The sequence below is a fragment of the Salegentibacter holothuriorum genome, assembly GCF_900168045.1.
Classification (GTDB): Bacteria; Bacteroidota; Bacteroidia; order Flavobacteriales; family Flavobacteriaceae; genus Salegentibacter; species Salegentibacter holothuriorum.
This window is the reverse complement of record NZ_FUYY01000003.1, coordinates 150,973-170,740: the sequence shown is the minus strand read 5'-3', so window position 1 is coordinate 170,740 and position 19,768 is coordinate 150,973. Positions and strand designations below refer to the sequence as shown.

At 36.5% G+C, this 19,768-nt stretch carries 17 protein-coding genes; all 17 read right to left on the bottom strand.

The window, feature by feature from the left end:
• Window positions 1-5: 5 nt before the first annotated feature.
• Window positions 6-1,262: a glycosyltransferase family 4 protein gene (locus tag B5X51_RS09275; RefSeq protein ID WP_079720904.1), complete on the bottom strand. Its 1,257-nt coding sequence runs from the start codon at window positions 1,260-1,262 to the stop codon at window positions 6-8.
• Window positions 1,262-2,068: a class I SAM-dependent methyltransferase gene (locus tag B5X51_RS09270; protein WP_079720903.1), complete on the bottom strand. Its 807-nt coding sequence runs from the start codon at window positions 2,066-2,068 to the stop codon at window positions 1,262-1,264. The genes B5X51_RS09275 and B5X51_RS09270 overlap by 1 nt, the downstream gene beginning before the upstream one ends.
• A 13-nt stretch (window positions 2,069-2,081) precedes the next feature.
• Window positions 2,082-3,149, bottom strand: coding sequence for a glycosyltransferase family 4 protein (locus B5X51_RS09265; RefSeq protein ID WP_079720902.1), 1,068 nt, complete (start codon window positions 3,147-3,149; stop codon window positions 2,082-2,084).
• A 27-nt stretch (window positions 3,150-3,176) separates the two neighbouring features.
• Window positions 3,177-3,911 (bottom strand): hypothetical protein, encoded by a 735-nt coding sequence (locus B5X51_RS09260; protein WP_079720901.1) that lies wholly within the window; start codon window positions 3,909-3,911, stop codon window positions 3,177-3,179.
• A gap of 42 nt (window positions 3,912-3,953) precedes the next feature.
• A complete protein-coding gene (locus B5X51_RS09255) occupies window positions 3,954-4,931 on the bottom strand; it encodes a glycosyltransferase family 2 protein (protein ID WP_079720900.1) in 978 nt (325 codons plus the stop codon).
• Window positions 4,921-6,768 carry an asparagine synthetase B family protein gene (locus B5X51_RS09250; protein ID WP_079720899.1) on the bottom strand — a complete coding sequence of 616 codons (1,848 nt, stop codon included), beginning with the start codon at window positions 6,766-6,768 and terminating at the stop codon, window positions 4,921-4,923. The genes B5X51_RS09255 and B5X51_RS09250 overlap by 11 nt, the downstream gene beginning before the upstream one ends.
• Before the next feature lie 7 nt (window positions 6,769-6,775).
• The gene (locus B5X51_RS09245; protein ID WP_079720898.1) at window positions 6,776-8,311 is read right to left on the bottom strand and encodes a glycosyltransferase family 2 protein; all 1,536 of its coding nucleotides are present in this window, start codon (window positions 8,309-8,311) and stop codon (window positions 6,776-6,778) included.
• Window positions 8,312-8,570: 259 nt separating this feature from the next.
• Window positions 8,571-9,575: an N-acetylneuraminate synthase family protein gene (locus B5X51_RS09240; protein ID WP_079720897.1), complete on the bottom strand. Its 1,005-nt coding sequence runs from the start codon at window positions 9,573-9,575 to the stop codon at window positions 8,571-8,573.
• 930 nt (window positions 9,576-10,505) lie between these two features.
• A complete protein-coding gene (locus B5X51_RS09235) occupies window positions 10,506-11,375 on the bottom strand; it encodes a methyltransferase domain-containing protein (protein WP_079720896.1) in 870 nt (289 codons plus the stop codon).
• A 60-nt stretch (window positions 11,376-11,435) separates the two neighbouring features.
• Window positions 11,436-12,056 (bottom strand): class I SAM-dependent methyltransferase, encoded by a 621-nt coding sequence (locus B5X51_RS09230; RefSeq protein WP_079720895.1) that lies wholly within the window; start codon window positions 12,054-12,056, stop codon window positions 11,436-11,438.
• Window positions 12,053-13,141 carry a glycosyltransferase family 2 protein gene (locus B5X51_RS09225; protein WP_079720894.1) on the bottom strand — a complete coding sequence of 363 codons (1,089 nt, stop codon included), beginning with the start codon at window positions 13,139-13,141 and terminating at the stop codon, window positions 12,053-12,055. Before B5X51_RS09225 ends, B5X51_RS09230 begins: the two co-directional genes overlap by 4 nt.
• The gene (locus B5X51_RS09220) at window positions 13,141-14,286 is read right to left on the bottom strand and encodes a glycosyltransferase family 4 protein (protein WP_245828732.1); all 1,146 of its coding nucleotides are present in this window, start codon (window positions 14,284-14,286) and stop codon (window positions 13,141-13,143) included. The genes B5X51_RS09225 and B5X51_RS09220 overlap by 1 nt, the downstream gene beginning before the upstream one ends.
• Window positions 14,287-15,537: a glycosyltransferase family protein gene (locus B5X51_RS09215; protein ID WP_079720893.1), complete on the bottom strand. Its 1,251-nt coding sequence runs from the start codon at window positions 15,535-15,537 to the stop codon at window positions 14,287-14,289.
• A gap of 159 nt (window positions 15,538-15,696) precedes the next feature.
• Window positions 15,697-16,683 (bottom strand): glycosyltransferase family protein, encoded by a 987-nt coding sequence (locus B5X51_RS09210; RefSeq protein ID WP_079720892.1) that lies wholly within the window; start codon window positions 16,681-16,683, stop codon window positions 15,697-15,699.
• 207 nt (window positions 16,684-16,890) lie between these two features.
• On the bottom strand, window positions 16,891-17,997 hold the full coding sequence (gene wecB, locus B5X51_RS09200; protein ID WP_176132748.1) for a non-hydrolyzing UDP-N-acetylglucosamine 2-epimerase: 1,107 nt from the start codon (window positions 17,995-17,997) through the stop codon (window positions 16,891-16,893).
• Window positions 17,994-18,920 carry a glycosyltransferase family 2 protein gene (locus B5X51_RS09195; RefSeq protein ID WP_245828731.1) on the bottom strand — a complete coding sequence of 309 codons (927 nt, stop codon included), beginning with the start codon at window positions 18,918-18,920 and terminating at the stop codon, window positions 17,994-17,996. The genes wecB and B5X51_RS09195 overlap by 4 nt, the downstream gene beginning before the upstream one ends.
• Window positions 18,920-19,759 carry a glycosyltransferase family 2 protein gene (locus B5X51_RS09190; RefSeq protein ID WP_079720888.1) on the bottom strand — a complete coding sequence of 280 codons (840 nt, stop codon included), beginning with the start codon at window positions 19,757-19,759 and terminating at the stop codon, window positions 18,920-18,922. The genes B5X51_RS09195 and B5X51_RS09190 overlap by 1 nt, the downstream gene beginning before the upstream one ends.
• Window positions 19,760-19,768 lie beyond the last annotated feature (9 nt).

The following is a 19,768-nucleotide window of genomic DNA, read 5'->3' as shown; positions in this document are numbered from 1 at the left end:
AAACCCTAAATCATTTCCTTTATTGCCTTTTCAAATTTTTCCAAAGTGTATTGTTGACTCCATTCCTGTGCAGCCAAAGACATTTCATTTAGTTTTTCAGGGTTTTCTATTAGGCTAATTATTCCTGCCAAATCTCTTTCAGAAAAACCTGTTCTCGATATATCCCCACTCCCGTCAGAACCCTCGAACTGACAGTTTCTCAGGAAATTTTCTTTATCATCTCTTCTCTCTTCTCTTTTTTCTATATTCTCTCTTCTCTTCTCTTTTATCGCTTCTCTTTTTTCTATATCCGGAACTATTATACCACGCTCCCCGTAATTTAACATCCACGGCACACAACTAACTCGCGTAGCTACGGGAACACAACCATACCACATGCCTTCCGCCAGGGCTTTGGGCCAACCTTCGCTTTTTGAAAGCAAAACTACAAAGTGCGCATTTTTATAAGCTTTCCTCAATTCTTCGAGGCTTTTTCGTCCCATTAACTTAACAAAGGTCTGTAACTCTTTCTTTTTTATATAATCAACAAGTGAAGACTCCAAAACCCCATCTCCATAAATTTCGAGTACTGCTTCTTCCCCAACTGCTCTTAAGGCATCAATAAGGTTTACTGCATCAAAAACTCCTTTCCCTTCTACAAGATTACCAGTAAAAATAAACTTATAAGGCTGTTTAAAGCTTTTTATTACAGGCTCTCTTTCTCTCTCCGAAAAACTCGCCGTAAAAAAAGAAACTATATTGTCTGACTGATTCGGCCAGTTCCCATAGACCAGGACTTTAATGTTCCTGCTCAACAACCTATTGCTTAAAATCCATTTCTGAAACCTGTAAGTCCATGGCTGTTTGGCTTTGGGATCCCAGTTTCCTGCGTATTTGACCGACTTAGATTTCTTCGGAAAAAAGATCTGGGCAATGGCTGCAAGCAAGCCAATATTCCCCGGACACCGTAAATGCAAATGATCTGCTCTATGCATAGCACCCAGAATTCTAAAAAAAATAAATGGAATCTTTATAATCGAATCTAAAACCGCCTGGAAATTCAGTAAATGAAAAGATGGAATTTTAATAAAGCTAATACGAGAGTGCTTATAAGACTCATCAAAAAAAAACTCCTTCTTTGGGGGTTGGGGAGCCGGGGCCACAACTTCAACTTCCTCTGCATTTTTAAGCCACAAATTCATTTCGCGCACATAGGGACTGTAAGCATAAAATTCACCTTCCTCTTCCCTATGGATTACGTGGGTAAAAATGGTGAAGCGCATCAGCTTTGTCTTTTTTTCATTCGCATACTCAGGTGCATACAGCTAAACATATGTTCATCGGAAATTAGAGAACTCTCCCAGTCTTCCCTGTGCCAGGTTTTAGCCCTTTTCAATTTCTTCTCATCAGAAAGCGGTAGAACCCCAATAAGAGCATTCCACTTAGCCTTGCCCAACACACCTCTTCGCTCTTTTACATCAAAAGCCTTTTCGAACTTATAATATGTTTTTTTGGAAAAAGGCCACTCCCAATCGCGGTCGCTTTGGAAAGGTCGGTAGATATTTCTTAAGAACTTTATGGGCTTGCTGGTTTGAAGGGGGTCATAACTAATAATTTCACCCCCGGGTGCCAGTTTTTCCAGCAATTTACTTATTAACTCATCTACATCCTTAAAATGATGTAAAACCCCGTAAGCATAAATCAGGTCAAAATCCTTTTCTTTGAATTCTTCTGAGAGAAAATCCATCACCTCAGCGCTAGCTCCATCGACGTTTTCGAGTCTTCGGTTAAAGATGGCTATACCTTTAGGGCTAAGATCTATCCCCAGGTACTTCTTCGAGTGCTGGGCGAGATCCATACTCAAAACGTTCCCGGCATAACACCCAAGATCAAGTACTTTTTTTTGTGAAAGATCTCCAAACCAGCTTTGATGTAAATTATAGATATCTTTTTCTACACCAATTTGTTTCTTAAGACTATTCAAAGCCTTATTTCTAAAATAAGACCAGACCTTACTGGGCAAATTTTTATCAAAATTTTGATAAAAATCTCTTTGCCTTTTATTTATTTCCTCCCTTTCTCTGTTCATTTAACCAAAAACCTTATTTAAAGATAATAGATTGCCCAACAAAATCACCTATTACCCGGTTTAATTCGTACTTCTTCAAGAACTGCTCATAAGCCTTTTCTGAAAGTTCATCCCTAAATTGTGGCTGTGCTAATAATCTATTTATTTGCGATGCCAATTCCCTATGGTTTCCGGGTTCAAACAATAAGCCACTTGCTTCATTTTGTATAATTTCTGCTATCCCTGTAGTATTAGATCCTATTACCGGCGTATGCACCGAAAAACTCTCAATTACAACATATCCAAAAGCTTCAAAATAAGAAGGAACAATACTGCAATAGGCTGTTGAAAAAGCCTGTAGTACATAATCTTTTTGGCGGCTACCGGCAAACCGAACATTTTCCTCTAATTTTAATTTCTTTGAAAGCTGCAGTAGTTCGCTCATCATTCCTGGTTCATCCTCCCCACCTATAACCTCCAATATTATATCCGGATATTTTTCCTTAACAATTTCCAGGGCCTTTAAAAGCACTTTAACCCCTTTTATACTATGTAACCTTCCTGCATAAACGAGTGTACACCTATTTGTTTCAGCAGTAATACAAGGATTATTTACGGCATTCGAAATAACTTCTACTTTATTTTTATTAATACCAAAGGCCTTTTTCACATCTAATCCTGCAGATGCTGAGTTGGCTATTATCCGTGTTGCAAATTTATAAATAGCTTTTTTTCTCCAAAAAAGCAGGTGCTTAAATTCTAACTGACTGGTTAGGGTATGGTACCAGGCCACCCGGTGTTTCACCCTTAATAGAAAACCTGCGAGCATAAACAGATTTACCGCTCCAAAGCTGGCAATTAAAGTTTTGGGCTTATATTCTCTCATATTTTTCACTAAAAACCGGAAATCCACAAGTTTTGTAGGTCTTTTGGAAGGCCACTCCAGAACTTTTATAGAACTATCCAGAGTTAAATCATGAGCTTCGGTAGCATATGTAAAAATAAATACCCTATGCGTTTTTGATAGTTTATTTGCCAGGCTCACAAAAAATTCGGCCACCGAAGAATTCTTTAAGGTAAAAGCTATAAAAACGGTTTGCATTAGTTAATCATTAGTCATTTTAACCACTTATTTTAAAATTTCCGAATAGGTATAAAGGTTCAGATAGTGCTTTAACCTTTTAGCAAAAATCATCAAAGCGCCATGTTTATATGGCATTCCAAAGCCACCGCTAATGCCTTTAATCCTCAAAGGTTGAGAAAATTGTCTATATGTTCCCCTGCCTTTATTTTTAAAGTCTATAATTGCCTTCCATAAAGCTTTTTCAAATGAAAAATCTACATTAATTACCTTTCCATTTTCTTTAAGGTAGGGCCAGAAATCTATAGAAAACAAAAAACATCTCGAGTCCATTTTTTGTCTTTTGTAAATATTGGAAAGTATTAATCCATTATTTGAATAATCTATATTATTAGTAGAACCAACTAACTTCTTAATATTTAAAACCTTCAACCTTCCCGTTATTTTAATAATTAAACTGGCATTCTTAATAAACCTTGAATTTTTAATGGCATAATCCATAATTTCTAATTCTTTATAACCTTTCCCTCTATCCGGGGAAATTTTTGGGGAATAAAAGCTTATAAACTCCAATCTATCAGACTCCGGAAAATCGTTGGCTAAGGAATTTCCCGAGTTTTCAGCAAAAATAATTTTAAAAGATGTATGATTTAAATAGAACGAAATAGCATCCAGGTATTGTTGCGTTCTTATCCCTGGATCCTTCACTGCGAGAACATCTGAAGAGTTTCTCTCAATAGTACCCGTTAGTAATAAAATAATTTCTGTTTTTTTAATACTCATTGAATTACGGTAAATAAGTTCTAATTTTTATCATGGAATACATTAACTTTTAATCATTGCTATAAGACTTTTAAATCTTCCCCTGGCATCATCAAACCCACTTTTATCTCTATTAAATCCATTAACAAATCTAATCAACAACAACAAAATATGGATTGTCCAAAATTTAATGACGGCTTTACCTGAGGGTTTTGGATTTTTTAATTTCCAAACATAGCAGCCATTTTTAACCACCATTTCTCCATATTTATGATGATTAGGCCTACCAGCCTCATCGTGTAAGTGTGCTACTCTAGCTGCTGTATTTACATATAGTTGGCCTAATCGCGAAGCTCGTAAACAAAAGTCCATGTCTTCATATAGACCATATCCTATAAACTTTTCTGAAAAATTTATTTCTGAAAAAAGTTGATGTTTATAAGAGGCCACCCCACCCATAAAGAATTCTACCGGATATATTTCTCCTGAAGGCGGTAAAAAGCCTGTGGAAAAACCATGGGAGAAATCCGGCATAAAACCCGGAGGTTTATCAGAAAGTAACCCCAAGCTTTTTCTAAGCACATTTCTTTGTCCCAGGGGCCTTACATAATTATCAATAACAAATTCTTTAAATTGAGCTTTATAATTCGTCGGCACTTTTCTCCAATTAACATCATCCTTTATTTGCCCTCCAACTCCAATGGCATCAGGATATTGTTTGTAGCTTGCAATTAATTTCTCAAAATAATTAGGTTCCAGCACTATATCATCATCAAGAAAACAAAGCACATCCATAGCCTTACTAGAATGTTTTATTCCATAATTGCGCTGCCGGGTTAAGCCACTGTTTTCCTTTCCTACCTTAAAATACTTTAAAGCCGAATACTTCTTTACCTCCAATAGCTTTTTAGTTAAATCGTTTGGAGAAGCATCAATCACAAGAATCTCATCGGGATATAAAGTTTGCTCTTTTACCGATTGCATTAACCGCTCTATTGCTTTACTTCGCCGGTATGTACAAACAATTAAGTTAAATTTCATTCTTTGTAAGAAGTTTTATCAGGGCTAATTCTTCATTTAATGCTGCTGCATTAATTATATTGGTATTACTAAGGGGCCATTGCTTTAGGTTTTTTCTCGCCAAAGCCCCGGCAGTTATAGCATTGGTATATTCTTCCCCTAAATAAGACTTTTTAAAATAAGATCGCAATCTTGTTTCCATTTGGGGCTGCTGATACACCTTTACCCAATTAAAGGATTTTAACAAGCGATATCTTTTCTTTGGGTTGGCAGACTTCATTAACCGCTTAATAAGAAAATCGTCTATTTCAGATCTTAAAAACCAAATTGGCAACTTGAATATTTCCGGCGATTTAAAAGCTACAAATGGTATTTGGGCTGTAGGCATCCTCGCCCCAGGCCTTAATTCTGCTACCGAAGTAAACAAAGATTTTATATACCTGCCCCCTACCCTTAAACCCGGATGTATATTACTAGTTAAACGAAGTATTTGAATAGACATAGGTACACAATAGGCTTTAAACTTAGAATTTAAGATAAGTATTTGTTTCCCCATAGGAATCCGGGAATGTGTAAACCAGGAAAATAGTTCGGTAACAAGTTCCATATAAGCAAGGTTATGGGCTTCTATCCTATCTATTAGCTTTTCTAAATCCTTTATAATTTCGTCTTTAAGATTTCTCTCCGAAATATTTAAATTTAGTCTATCAATGTGCTTTTGGAAAGCCAAACCGGTATATTTCTCTATTATAGTTCTTTTCCAGTCTTCAAATTTTCCCCTGGTATTCCCGGTTAACGAATACTCCTTGCGTCCAAGATAATACTGATTAAAATTTTTCCAGTTTTTTTTCATCGGCAAGTTTCTTCCCTGTAAAGACTCTGTCATATCCCCTACCAGAATACTTTCCTTTTTCTTTAGATCTTGCTCTTCTAAAATTTCAAGCCAATTATTTATATAGACGGCTTCTGTTTCAATTGTATATTTTTCAAGAATTTTTTTCTCCGGAAAATTTAATTGTGGCTGGGAATAATTCTTAAAATCAGCGTCGTAAACCTCGGCGATGCGTTTGGCAATACGCGTCTCATAAAAATCTTTATCACCATAGGTATGACAAAAGACTTTTTTACTCTTCGAAACGCCACCAATTAGCAACCTACTATCCATTCCTCCGCTAAGGGCTATATGAAGGTTCTTCTCTTCTGCTAAACAATAAGACAGCTCCTTTTTAAAAGCTTGCCAGTAATTTGAAGGCGAAATATTTTTAGAAAGTTCCCGGTATAATTCATTATCGTATTTTTTTTCCAGGAAGCTCCCCAACTTACCAAACCTAATCCATTCGCCGGGTAAAAGGCGCTTTACATCTTTTAAGATTGTCCTGGATCCAATATTTGCAAACTCAGGACAATAAGCGCGTTGAAATAAACCCACTTCATCTCCGGCAGTTTCCGATATTGCTCCTAACCAGGTCAGGCTATTAGAAATATAAAAACCTTTCTCCCCGGTTAAATAATATAGCGGATACACGCCAATGGCATCATTACAAATAATAAGCTCCCCACTGCTTTCTTGTATAATCGCAGCAGAGAAAGAACCACTTATTGAGTTGGGAACGGGCCATTGTTTGCTAATTAAGTCAACAGCACTTTGAATTTGAGGTCCCAGCTGCGAACAGGAAACATTAAAATCCCGTATATACCCATCTATAAAAGCTTTACATTCGCTTTCATCATATACTTCGGTTTCTTTTTCTTTCAAAATGTTGTAGGGGCCAATTGCTATTTCCTGAACCTTATATTTTTGCTCCAGTTTCTGGAAATCATTTTCGGTAAAGGCTCTCTGACTTATTAAAAACTTCATTCCAAAGTTATTTTAGCATTAGTTTTTTAGCCCAGCTCTCGCTTTTAAGCCAACGCAGTTGCATATTCCTCCAATATTTTATCGGATTAAGGTTTTTGCTTAGACTATAATTACGTAGAAAAAGTTCTGTCTTAAAACCTTTTTTCTGTATAGAAGTATAATATTTTTCCGTAAACAACATGATGGTAGGTGCCGGTTTTGGGTCATCTTCTTTCCAGGGCGGCAACGAAACTTCCCGAAACCCACCCCTGGGAGCTTTTAAATGAACAATTTTTATATCCGGATGATAAATAATATCACAACCGGCATTTCGCAGTTGCATACCATATTCCATATCTTCGCCGTAGCCATAGTTAAAAGCCCGATCAAACCTTATCCTTTTTGCAAATGTACCTTTAACTATACTATTTCCTGCGCCAAAGGTTCCCCATTGTTTTATTTTATTAAAAAATAAAGTTTCCCCGGGTTGAATATAATTAAGGGTTAAACAATTAATATTATATACCTCTAATTCAATTAAAGATTTTTCCAGAACATCACTTTCCATCCTGTTATCATCATCGGCAAAAAAGACCCAATCGGCATCTACTTCTTCCAGAGCCATATTCCTGGCTGTACAGGCACCTGTTTTGTGTATAAAATGATGTATCAGTTTAAACGGCCATTCCTCAGCAGTAAGTTCCGGCAAATCTGTTTGAGAATTAGGATCGGGATTTTGCTCTACGACGATTACTTTTTTCGGTAATACACTTTGTTTTTTCAAATCGTCTAAAACCTGCAATAAATATTCTCTTCGTCCCAGGGTTGGTATAATCACATCCAGACTATAAGGCTTTACTGTCTTTTCTATTTTTTTCACCCCTCCCTGTCCAAAATCAATTTCCTTTAGAAAAACTTTTTTTCTAAACAATGATCGCAAAAGGGAAAATATAGGAAAAGAGCCTTCAAACTTTACAAAACACCAAAACAATAACCAAAGTCTTGCTGTTTTATAATGAACATATACAAAAGAAAATAGCTCTGAAACGCCTGCTACAGGCCGCAGATTATAGTCTTTCTTCAGTTTGGAAGTAAAAAAACGAGGGTCTGAATAACTGAATAGCCCATTGTGTTGTCCAGATTTAGCAATAGCATTTAATAAAAACCCAAAATCCTGTATGTTTCCAAATGTTTGCTGAAATTCAGACAAGGTGCCACCCTTTATACCACCGGCATCTGTACTCATCCTCCAGGTACCATAAGGCACTTCAGGATTAATATTTATAGATGGATGTTGATCGATATACCCAATCTGGTCGGAAAAATAAGAGTGCTCCAAAGTATAGGAGGCCATAATAAGATCGTGGGCAAATATTTCCTTTAAAGAACTTTCGTCAAACTCCTGGGCATAGGTTCCTTCACACCAGCAAATCAATTCATCGGGATAGTTTTCGGCTAAAACCCAAAAAGCCTTACAAAGATTCGTTTCTTCAATCTCCAAAGGCGTTCCGTTATAATTTACACAGATAATCTTTTCAGCACGCTGGTGAACAATTTGAAGCATAAGTGATTTTCAGGTTCAAACAAAAGTAAATAAATTAGTCGGTAGTCGGTAGTCTGGAGACTTTAGTTTTTGGCTTTAGAGAAAAGGGTGGAGAGCGTGGAGAATAGTTAATTCGGGATTCGTTAATTGGTGACTAACTCCCTTCATCCGACCTACCGGTCATATGAAGGGGATTAGCCTGACAATGGCTAATATTATAAAAGATTTTTATCCAAAACGCGGTGTCATACCTGAAACTCAAAAAACTACCGTCTAAAGATTACAGGCTAACCCCAACATCTTCCCTATTTAAAAACTCCCATTGCTTCATTTCTCTCTTTAACTCCTGCCCTATTAGCTGTTCGGATTTTGAAGCATCAATGCCAACGCCTTTAGGCTTTTTCGCTTCGAGATCATTGAAAGTCAATTTGTGGCCTGCAGGCAGGTCTTTATTTACGGCTAAAGATTTTTCAAAAATATCCTTTAGCTCTTTATACCGGGAATTGTCTGTTTTATCAACCGGGTGTTCAAGAGAAATTTCAATATTTCTTACCGCCTGCACCAGGTTTTTGATCTCATCGATCTCCAGGGAAGACGTGGCATCCGGACCAAAGCTGCGGCGGTCGAAGACTGCGTGAAACTCAAGGATCTCAGCACCCAGAGCAGTTGCTGCAATGCAGGTTTCTATTTTTGCAGAATGATCGGAATAACCTATGGGAACGCCGTAGCGCTCCTTAAGCTCTCCGATAATATTAAGTCCGTATTCTTTAGATTTAGTGGGATAAGCAGTGGTGCATTGGAGGATGGAGAATCCCACTTGTCTTTTTCTTAGAAAATTAACAGATTGGTCCATTTCTTCAAAAGAGCTCATTCCTGAAGAGAGAATCACCGGTTTCCCGGTTTGGGCTACTCTTTCCAAAAGAAGGAAATTACTAACCTCTCCCGATCCGATCTTATATCTCTTCGCGCCCAGATCTTCCAGAAGATCCACTGCCGCATTGCTAAAAGGGGAAGCCAGAAATTCCACGTCCTTTTGCTCACATCTAGTCTTTATTTTTTTCCAATCCTCAGGGGAAAACTCCATCCGCTTCCAGTAATCGAAACGAGTTTTGTCCTGCTCGCTAAACTTTACCCGGAAAGGTTCAAATTCACTGCTTTCGGCCACTGCAATATGCATCTGGAATTTAACGGCGTCTACCCCGGTTTCTGCGAGTGCATCTATGTAGGATAAAGCCATTCCAAGACTTCCTTCGTGGGCCTGCCCAATTTCAGCGATTATAAACATAAGTAGTTTTCAGATTTTAGAAGCAAGTTAATTAATTTGGTTGGTTATTTAGTTAACTAGTTAATTGGTGATTGGTGATTGGTTGATTGGTTAGTTCGGGATTCGTCAATTCGTAAATTAGAGATTAGGCTTAGGCTTCCCTGGAGGGCTGGGTTATCAAATTCCATCAAAACGGGGTGTCACACTGAGCCGGCTGCGAAGGAATCGATGTGCCTGTCCTAAGCGCAGCTTTAGCTGAGCCCAAGAGCTTGCCCTGAGCGTGGACGAAGGGATCGAAGTGCTTGGTAGTTGGTAGGGGGTCTTGTTTGGAAGAATAAATCATTTCTTAGAGACAAATTCCTGAATTAAAACAACAGATTACTTCGTCGGCTGTAGCCTTCTCGTAATGACGGTAAACGGGAAATAGTTGTTAGGGAACGAAGTAAAATAAATATAAAGGCTAGCATTGACAGAGATAGTTTTTATTTAATAGAACGTTACGTAGTTATAAAGACTAAGTTGAAAATTAAGTGGCCTATCGAAAATTGATCGTGAAATTTGAAGTGAGATGTCGTTGAAATTTTCTGCTGTTTGAGCGACACATCTTTTTCTCCTTACTCAGGTTTTTCCCACGAGTTCAGAAAATTTAGACATCGAACGAAAAATTTAGATCAATTTTCGTAAGCCTAGATTTTTTGGTTCTTTTTCATCAATGGAAAAAAGAACAGATCACGATTTTATTTAAGCCTTTATAAATTCAGTAATATCTATTTTATCTGTCATCCCCCTCCGCTAAAAATTTTATCTCAGATCTCAGCCTGACTTGCTTTTACCCTTCGACTGCTATGCGAAAAGAACTGTCCTTTCACTGTTAAGAAGTAACCTCATGGACCTAAGTTTTTCACTTTTAAAAAAAAAATAAATTAGGAGAGTCGGGGTTTCCTACTCCCTTTACACCCTCAAAACCACATTAATAGAACCTGCCGTCAACTCTTCATCAGTAAAGTCCTTAAAATCCTCGTGTATTGGTACAGACTTGAACTTCTTATATGAATCTGCACCGGGTTGATCATACTCAATATGCAACAGCTCCAATCCCGCAGCTTTAAAAATAGCTTCATATTGAGGAAGCCTTAACCGGTTATGATAATCAAACCTGGTTTGTTTCTTTTGCCACTGGGCTTCGCTGTATTGCAAGAAGTCCTGCAGACTCAAATTCTTATCCACATAAGCACGGTGATCGCTTGGGGAAATTAGATGTACTATTATGCTTCCCGGTTTTAAATCGGTTTTAAATTTTTGGTGCATCAACCGAAGATCTTCCGGCTTTACGTGTTCCAGAACAAACCGGGAAAAAACCAGGTCTGTTTCCGGTAAATCTATATTTATTAGGTTAGTATTGGGATAATACGCAATCTTTTTTGGCAAATGCCATTCACTTTTAGGTGCGACACTAACATTAATACCATATTCCGATAGAAAAACCTCGTTCAATTCGCGAATCCGTTTCCTGCTAAAATGCCGGTTCAGGTCGAAACTGGAAACCGATTTTGCTTTTCCCTTGTAAAGCATCAGGTAAGGCATAACAGGTGCCCATCCCGAACCGATTTCTAAAACATTTTTCCCCTCTAAGGATAGCTTATTTTCCTGTAACAATCTTTGCAAACCACGAAAACTGAATGTATTGGTTTTTAGCCGGTCTAACATATTCTGCCTGTTAGCGAGGTTTTGAATTGTATGGTAAGCATAATAGCCCTGTTTCTCGGGCAACAGCTCCATTAGGTGAAATAAGCTTTCTTTAAGTTTTAACTTGAGGGACATATTCAATTGGTTATTCTAAGATTTAAAATCTTAACTCCGTTTTTAAAAATTTACGAAACCTCATTTTCTAAAATAATATTTCAGTTTAGTTTTAAATTTTTCTTTTCCCCACCATATTAACTGATTAAAACCAGGGTCTACAAAAATAATCTTCACCCCCCCTTGCCAATGTGCTTGTGAAAATGGACTGTAAATAGCATTCCTTTTATTACTTATTGCGTGAACAAATTTATGAGCCGGAATATACTTTTTAAGTAGCCTTTGCTGTGGAAGCCTGTCGCCTTCTATAACAATAATTCCCGATGAGTTTAGTAAGTGTTTAATTTTTGATAGCTCAGGGTCTTTTCCGTCGATTATGATCAAATCATAATTACTTATAGGTACTTCCGAAAGTTCATAGAAAACCTTTAAATTCTGAAATTTTGTGCCAAGATTTTTTTTTAAAGCCGCAAGACAAAACTCATTATTCTCCGTTCCGGCATAGATTAAATTTCTATCGACTGATAAAATACTACCAGCAATTGCACCAATACCTAAACCTATTTCCAAAATACTTTTAATATCAAATTTTTCTATTAATTCCTGTATTTTCAAAACAGCAAATTCACTGGCTATATGCTCGTTGCCCTCAGCCTGACAAAACTTTTTATAGGATTTAAGAACTAAATTTTTCTGGTTCATGATTCAAGGCAAAATATAATATTTTTCAATTCTTTATCTACTCGAAAAGAATAATTATGATCTCTATAACTATATAAAATCTCTTTTAAAATCATATCATTCACTTGCTTTATAGAGATATAGGGCTGTGTTTGTTTCCCCAATCTTAGCTTTAATTTGTATTTGGCAGACTTATAGTAATCCTCCTCAAAAAATACAGCCTTTACCACCTCTCCTTTTCGGGAAGGCAGCTCTTCTCTTAAAAAATGCTCTACCCTGGCAAGTATGTTGGGAATTTCAAGTACTATATCTGGATTATTTAAAACTGCAGATCTTTTGGGAGTTTTAAATTTCCCTATTTTTTCCTGCCGTAAAGGTTTTATTATGCCACGATCTCTATTACGTTGAAAATGCCTTTGATTAATACGCATAATATTTTTTACCCGTGGATTCCCTGTAAGCAGCTTATCTTCTGAGCCTGAAAAACTTTGATGCCAATTGTGGTAAACATATGCTTCCTTTCTTAGTTCTCTTAGATAGCCCGCATTTTCCAATCGGGCAAATAAATCTTCATCTTCAGACCCATAGAAATGAAAAAATTCATCCAAACCGTTTACCCCCAGAAGGCTTTCGCGGGAAGTTAAGATCATGCCGTTTACAGTTCCTGTTCTGCCCGGTTTTAAAGCATCAAACTCATAATTCCCAAAAAGTTTTTCTGATTCTTCTTTTTCTAAATATCCCAACTGAAACAAATAAAACCTATCGGAATTCAATAGCTTATTCCATAAAGCAGTTGTTTGCCGATGAAAAACAAGATCGATATCGGCGATAAAGACATAATCTCCTTTTGCCTTTAAAATTCCATAGTTAAGGGCTTTACTTTTATTCCATAAAAGCTGGGGTACAGGCAAATGAAAAAAACGAACAAACGGAAATTCGGCGGCAAGCATTTTCAGTTCCTCTGCAAGTGTATTATCGCTTCCATAATCTACAAAGATCACTTCAAAATTTTGCAACTCCTGCCTTTGCAAAGACTCAAAAGATATTTTTATTCTTTTGGTGTCGCGGTTACGATGGACATATAGAATTGAAATTAATGGCTCCATTACAGATCTTTTTCTATTGAATCATAAGCTTTTAAAACCCGGGCCTTAATCTTTTCCCTCACTAGCTCAGGTTTGATATTTTCTGAATTCCAGCAAACGGCCTTTTTTCTTAATTCATAATTATTTAAAGCCTCCAGCAACAAGCTACTGATTTCCTGTGAATCCTCAGGTTCTTCAATTAAAAGTCCATTTTCTTTATGCTGAATTATCTCTGCTGTGGCTCCTCCGGGATTGGATTGGATTGGAAAAGCTTCCATAATAATTGCCTCCAGGAGGGTATTAGGCATTCCGTCAGAACTACTGTTTCCTATGTAAATTAAAGTCCGTCCCATTAATTTCATAAGATCCTGGTAGTTTAATTTTCCATATATCTCCAGATTACCAAATTCTTTCAAAGAAGAAGTCTCCACAAATTTAAATACTTCTATAGCTGCTCCAAATACAATTATCCGGTAATCTTTTAACTGCATTTCTAATTTTTGAAGCGCCACTAATACATCAATACATTTACCATGCAAACCCTGGTAGCCTTTTATTAGAATAATATTTCTGTTTTTCTTATCCCTAATAAAAGGATCCAAACTTCCGAAATTAAAACCACCTCCCCCGGGAAAAACTCCTAAAAACCTACCCTCAAAGCCATGTTCCCTTGCAATGTTATAATCTCTCTGGCAATCGGCGAACATATAGTCAATATGGGCTAAGGCTTTTTTCATTCCTGCAAGATATTCAGTTTGCTGTTGATAATAATACATATCACTGCCCCAGGCGGTAAAGGCCCATTTAAGGTCGGGAAACTTTTTCATCACCGGTAAGGCAGGTACACCTCCAAGATACATCACAAAACTATGGACCACATCCGGTTCTATTCTTCTAATTTCCTTTTCCAGTTGTTTCTGGAAATTTCTTTCATTAAAAATATTAATAAGACGGGTTATACCAGGAGCTTTACTTTTAAGAAAATACCTTCCGGGATAATCCCATTTATATCGCCATCCAGTGATCTGCTCAACAAAATCTATCTGCTTAACTTTGGTATTGGAGTCATATATATCCAACCAATATACCTCATGACCAGAATCTCTCAACTGTTCGGTCCAGTTAAAAAAATGTGGTGCGAAGATAGAGAGCATTAAGATTTTCATTTATAAATCTGAAATTTGAGCGCTTAAATAATCTTCTGAGAGGTATGTTTTCAAGCTGTTGTAATTGTAATCCACCTGGTTATCATTTGACTTCCAATTATTGTAAAGGTCTTTTATAATTTTCAGTATTTCATCCTCATCATCTATTTCACTCCACCAGGGATAATCTTCACCAAGTAATCTCCTGGACTCGCTATAATAAGGTCCTAAGAGTAAAATAGGCTTCTTTGCCTGAATACAATGTGGAAATTTCCCGGGAAGAAAAGGACTTATAGAACTTTTTGCTTCCAAAATAACATTCACTGCTGCATTTTTTTGGATGGCCAGTACTGTAGAAAATGGGATATAATCTTCACTACTATAAAACTGCGGTAAAGTTTTTTTTATCTCTTGAAATTCTTTTGAGTATTTTGACTTTCTCCCTATAAAAATTAACTGACTGTTCTCTTCTGCCTTCGGATTTTCGAGAATAAACTTCCTGTAAGCCTCAATTAGACTAAGAGGATTTCGTGGACCAAGCAATGTTCCAGCATGTACTATAGTGAATGCATCTTTTTTAAAATACTCAGGCAATTCCATTGGCTCAGCATCGGTTTCATATATTTGGTGGGGAATAATGATTCTTTTGCCTCTCATTGGAGAATAATAGCTTTCCATCAATTCGGCCAGTAATTGACTGGGATAGGACACATACTTAGCTTTAGCCCCTACTTTTAAAAAGAATTTTCTTTTTTGATGATATCCTGGCTCAACCCAATCATAAGGCCTGGGATAGCAAGCAAAAGGATAGGGATCATGAACATAGGCTATCCATTTAGAATACCATTTTGGTAGTTTTATAATTGCTTGATGCGGTCTAAAACTGGTTCCTTTACTTAGAGTTAATACCAAATCGGGCTCGAAATCATTGATTTTTTTTAAAGCGGCTACAATACTGTTGCAATCGTTGAAAAGCGTAAAGGAAAACCCAAAAATTTGCTCGATGGGTTTAGATAACTTTAAATTGAACCAATACCGTAAATAACGTTCTGTCCTGCTTAAAAAAAACAGCAAACTTCTTCGGTTCTCTTTAATCGCATAGCAGGGAATGTCCTCTAGCTCAATGTTCTTTCGTGTATAATGATATACCTGCAGTTTAAAGCCGGCTTTATATAAATTCTTTATAAGGGCTACGTTGGCTTTGGAACCGCTACTGTCCTCCACATCAATCGACTCTACTACAACCAGTATTTTTTTTATCGGGTCAGGCATTTTCTCTTTTTATAATTCCATAATCTTTTGGGCTACACGACCATCTTCATATCGGCTTATAACTCTTATAAAATCCGAGGGACTCTCAAAGATATCCTCCAAATCCTATAATTTTCCTCTTGAAGATCCAGCATTAATATCCTTGTTTAACATTATATTCTATAGGCTACTGATCCTTTTGATAATTGATTTAGCCCTGGCAATGTCTGTATGGTGTTTACAAATGTGTTGGTATCCAGCAGATGCTATTTTTTCTCTAACGCTTTCATTCACCAGATAATAATCTATTTTTTCATAAAGATCTGAAAAATCATCTTCGAAGTAAGCTATATTCATTTCATCTGTGAAATCATCTGGAATCACTATACTGGGTTTTTGAGATAACATGAACGTACCAAGAGCAGGCGCTTCCCAAAATCGTAAAGTATCCCATCCCATACCTCTTACATTTAGAACTATTTTACATCTTTTAAGTTCCTCAAAATAAAAATTCCCTCTCCTATTGAAGGATCCAAAAGAACATTCCCTGGAAGTTCCATTCTCTTCACAATCATATTTTCCTTTGAGTAAAGAGAATATTTTCGTTCTTGAGATATGTGATTCATTTGCCCAAAAAGAAACATCATATTTTTTTGCCGTAACCTTTTTAGTATTTTTAATCCTATCCATATTGAAAGCGAAAGGACAAGGATAAACATTTGATGGATAATCAACATTTTTAAGCATTTCTCTCTTAAAAATCAGGTCAAAAGGCCTTTTTTTTATGGTGTTTTGGTAAAGATTAGGATAACCTAATCTAGCTAAATCACCTCCTATTTCAGCCCAATCTCCCCCATCCAGAAACGCTATAGGACAGGAATCTGGTATTATATCCAGAATTTTGGAATAGAAATCAAAAGATTGATGTTTTGTTGAAGAAACTATTACACAATCATATTTAAAACTTAAAAATCTATTTTTCAAATAGGCAAAGAAACCACCCTTGCAGTAACCTATATTTTTAGGGTATTTTCTTAAATTAAAATAATATGAATGATTGAAAGGGAATGGATGCACATTATTGGCCCCGAGCACTTTAACCAGCCCCCCATAAATAATATCTTGCAGATAATCCCTTAGATTAGCATTGATATAGAGAATTTTCATAACAAATTAAAATAGGACGAGTAAAGTCTAAATATTTTTCTATATAAAAACACTAGAGAAAACAAATTTAGTTTTAAAAGATTTATCACTTGATTTATAGTTTTACTGAATAGTTTTCCACCTATCGTAAATAGCGTTCCATCCGGTGGAACCGCTGCTGTCATCCACATCATCGACTCAGTTACGACCAAGATTCTTTTTATAGCTTCAGGCATTTTGTTTTTTTATGATTTCTACAATCTTTTGGGCTCCAGTGCCATCTCCATAGGGGTTCTGAACTCCTGTAAAATCCGGAGGATTCTCCAGGAGTTCCTCTAATTTCTTTAAGAGCATTTCTTCGGAAGCCCCTACCACAGTTGAAAATCCGGCAATTACCGCTTCCTCCCGCTCGGTAAATTCCCTGGTCACCAAAACGGGTTTCTTTAGAGATGGGGCCTCTTCCTGTATGCCACCCGAATCTGAAATAATGGTGCTTGCCTGCATCATCAACCATACAAAACTGGGATAGCTCACAGGGTCGATAAGATGAATATTCGGATGCTTGCCTAAAATCTCAAAAACCTTTCTACGAACCTGGGGATTTAAATGCACAGGGAAGATAATTTGCACATCCTTCCTTTCGGCAAACTTCCGTAGACCTTTACATACCTCCTCCAATCCGCCCCCGAAACTCTCCCTGCGATGCCCGGTAACTAAAAGTAATTTCTTGTTTTTATTTAGCAGGCCTTTGAGTTTTTTTAGTTCATCATTTTCATACCCGCTTTTAAGTTTCTCCTCCGCCATTCTTAAAGCATCAATTACAGTATTCCCAGTGGTGAAAATTTTGTTTGCAGATATTCCCTCCCTCAAAAGATTGTTCCGATTAAAATCGGTAGGAACAAAATAAAAATCAGTTATCCTACTAATTAATTGTCGGTTGGCTTCTTCAGGAAAAGGAGAATGCAAATTCTGTGTACGTAAACCCGCTTCGATATGTCCTATTTTTATCCCGCGATTAAAAGCAGCCAGGGCAGCAATGAATGCAGTAGTAGTATCTCCCTGTACCAGGATAAGGTCAGGTTTAGCTTCCTGTAGAATTACATCTGCTTTTTCAAGAATTAAGGCACTTAGGGAGTTTAAGCCTTGTTCCTTCTGCATAAGCTTTAAATCAAAATCTGGTTTTATTTCAAAGAAATCCAGCACCTGGTCCAGCATCTCCCGGTGTTGCCCGGTAACACAAACCGAGTATTCCAGATGATTGTTTTTTAATGCTGAAATTACCGGAGCCATTTTTATAGCTTCCGGGCGGGTACCAAAACAGAGGAGAATTTTCAAGATTTTAGAATTTTGGCCTTAAGATAAAAAATGGGTTTCAAAACCGGGTATATCTGGAAACCTATTTTATATTTCCATTTTTCCATTACTCCGGCATTAGCTGCTTTTAAACTCAACTTTATTATATTAAAAGATTTTAACTCAAACCCCATTCTCAGGAAAAAAAATTTTAAGGTTTCACTAAAGAGTTTTTTAGAAGCAAGATTATTTATCACTAAGCTTGCGGCCTGTATTTGAGAACTCAGTCTTATAGGTTCTTTTCTATAGAATTCCCCTGTATTGGAGTTGGGATGCTTTCTTCCAAAATATAATTCTTTATTGATTGAATTCCCTTCTAATCCCGTACTTAAAATTCGAGTATAAAACTCCCACTCCTCTGCATACATAAGGTTTTCATCAAAACGGCTCTTACCAATACTCGATTTTCTCCACATTATCTGGCAGGAGTTAAATGGGAGGTCATTCATAATAACAGCTTCCAATTTTTTTTGGCCAATTTTTTTTGTAGAATAACTCTCAACAAGTATAAATTCCTTTGAAAACCGCCCCATAAATGTACTCCTAAGATATCTGCAAAAATCATGATCAGATTTTTTCAATTCAGCTACTGTAAGCTGCAATAATTGGGGATGGGGGATATCGTCATCATCAAAAAAGACAATGAATTCTCCTTTTGCCAGATCCAATCCTTGATTTCTACATCCGGGTAATCCTTTTTTATATTCCCGGGTTCTTTGCAGGTAAGAAAAACGTGGATCCTTAGATGTGAATTTTTCAACAACCTTGGCGGTATCATCATTACTACCATCATCTATAATAAGACATTCCCAATTCTTCAAACTCTGATTTAAAATACTTTCCAAAGTTTCTGAAATTAAATGGGCACGGTTAAAGGTTCCCATTATTATTGTAACAATAGCCATTATTTTTTTGATTTTTTAAATACTCCCAAAGCTCTAAAAGGTTTCAATATTTTATTTCCGATTTTATAATCCAGGCTATCCATTACTTGTTTTTTAAATGCTTCACTTTTTCTATTAGTTTTCAACCATTCATGAATGAATAAAGAGAAATGTTCTTTATATAGGTCCGAATGTTTGTTATATATATATTCCAGGATATCAAATTTTTTAAGGTTCGCCTTTTTATTTCTGGAATTTTGCTTATTTCTGTAATTAAAGAGGACTTCGGGAATTATCGAAGCATGACCTCCGCTTTTTAGCAGCCTTATATAAAATTCCCAATCTTCATAGCCACTTTCCATATTCTCATCATATCCCCCAGTAAGAATAAAATCCTTCTTTTTAAAAATTACATTAAGAACACAATTCTTTACAAGAAAATCTTCCACCTTGCCTCCAAGTGGTTTAAATAACCTGAAACCTTTTTTGTCAAACCAATTTGCATAACAACTTACCAATTTAACCTCCGGTTTTTTGTCAAATATCTCAATTGCTTTTTCGCAGAACTCTTTTTCATAGTAATCATCACTATCCAATATCATTATAAATTCCCCGCTGGCGATTGCTATTCCCCTATTTCTAGCCGCACTCACTCCTTTATTTTCTTGGGTAATTAACAGGTCAATTTTTGGTTCTAAACTTTTAAGTACTTGTTTGGTTTTTTGGTCCGAACCGTCATCAATTACTATAATTTCCTTACTCTGCCAGGTTTGTGACAAAGCAGAATTTATAGCTTTTTCTATATATAAATAATCATTATAACAGGGAATAATAATGGAAACCTTTCCTTGGGGCTGCATCTTTTTTTA

Bases quoted from the DNA above. Each gene is read 5' to 3' on its own strand.
- B5X51_RS09230 (WP_079720895.1), bottom strand. From the start codon at position 12,056: ATGAACCAGAAAAATTTAGTTCTTAAATCCTATAAAAAGTTTTGTCAG.
- B5X51_RS09275 (WP_079720904.1), bottom strand. From the start codon at position 1,262: ATGCGCTTCACCATTTTTACCCACGTAATCCATAGGGAAGAGGAAGGT.
- B5X51_RS09210 (WP_079720892.1), bottom strand. From the start codon at position 16,683: ATGAAAATTCTCTATATCAATGCTAATCTAAGGGATTATCTGCAAGAT.
- B5X51_RS09220 (WP_245828732.1), bottom strand. From the start codon at position 14,286: ATGAAAATCTTAATGCTCTCTATCTTCGCACCACATTTTTTTAACTGG.
- B5X51_RS09255 (WP_079720900.1), bottom strand. From the start codon at position 4,931: ATGAAATTTAACTTAATTGTTTGTACATACCGGCGAAGTAAAGCAATA.
- B5X51_RS09250 (WP_079720899.1), bottom strand. From the start codon at position 6,768: ATGAAGTTTTTAATAAGTCAGAGAGCCTTTACCGAAAATGATTTCCAG.
- B5X51_RS09225 (WP_079720894.1), bottom strand. From the start codon at position 13,141: ATGGAGCCATTAATTTCAATTCTATATGTCCATCGTAACCGCGACACC.
- B5X51_RS09215 (WP_079720893.1), bottom strand. From the start codon at position 15,537: ATGCCTGACCCGATAAAAAAAATACTGGTTGTAGTAGAGTCGATTGAT.
- B5X51_RS09235 (WP_079720896.1), bottom strand. From the start codon at position 11,375: ATGTCCCTCAAGTTAAAACTTAAAGAAAGCTTATTTCACCTAATGGAG.
- B5X51_RS09190 (WP_079720888.1), bottom strand. From the start codon at position 19,759: ATGCAGCCCCAAGGAAAGGTTTCCATTATTATTCCCTGTTATAATGAT.
- B5X51_RS09240 (WP_079720897.1), bottom strand. From the start codon at position 9,575: ATGTTTATAATCGCTGAAATTGGGCAGGCCCACGAAGGAAGTCTTGGA.
- B5X51_RS09265 (WP_079720902.1), bottom strand. From the start codon at position 3,149: ATGCAAACCGTTTTTATAGCTTTTACCTTAAAGAATTCTTCGGTGGCC.
- B5X51_RS09195 (WP_245828731.1), bottom strand. From the start codon at position 18,920: ATGGCTATTGTTACAATAATAATGGGAACCTTTAACCGTGCCCATTTA.
- B5X51_RS09245 (WP_079720898.1), bottom strand. From the start codon at position 8,311: ATGCTTCAAATTGTTCACCAGCGTGCTGAAAAGATTATCTGTGTAAAT.
- B5X51_RS09260 (WP_079720901.1), bottom strand. From the start codon at position 3,911: ATGAGTATTAAAAAAACAGAAATTATTTTATTACTAACGGGTACTATT.
- B5X51_RS09270 (WP_079720903.1), bottom strand. From the start codon at position 2,068: ATGAACAGAGAAAGGGAGGAAATAAATAAAAGGCAAAGAGATTTTTAT.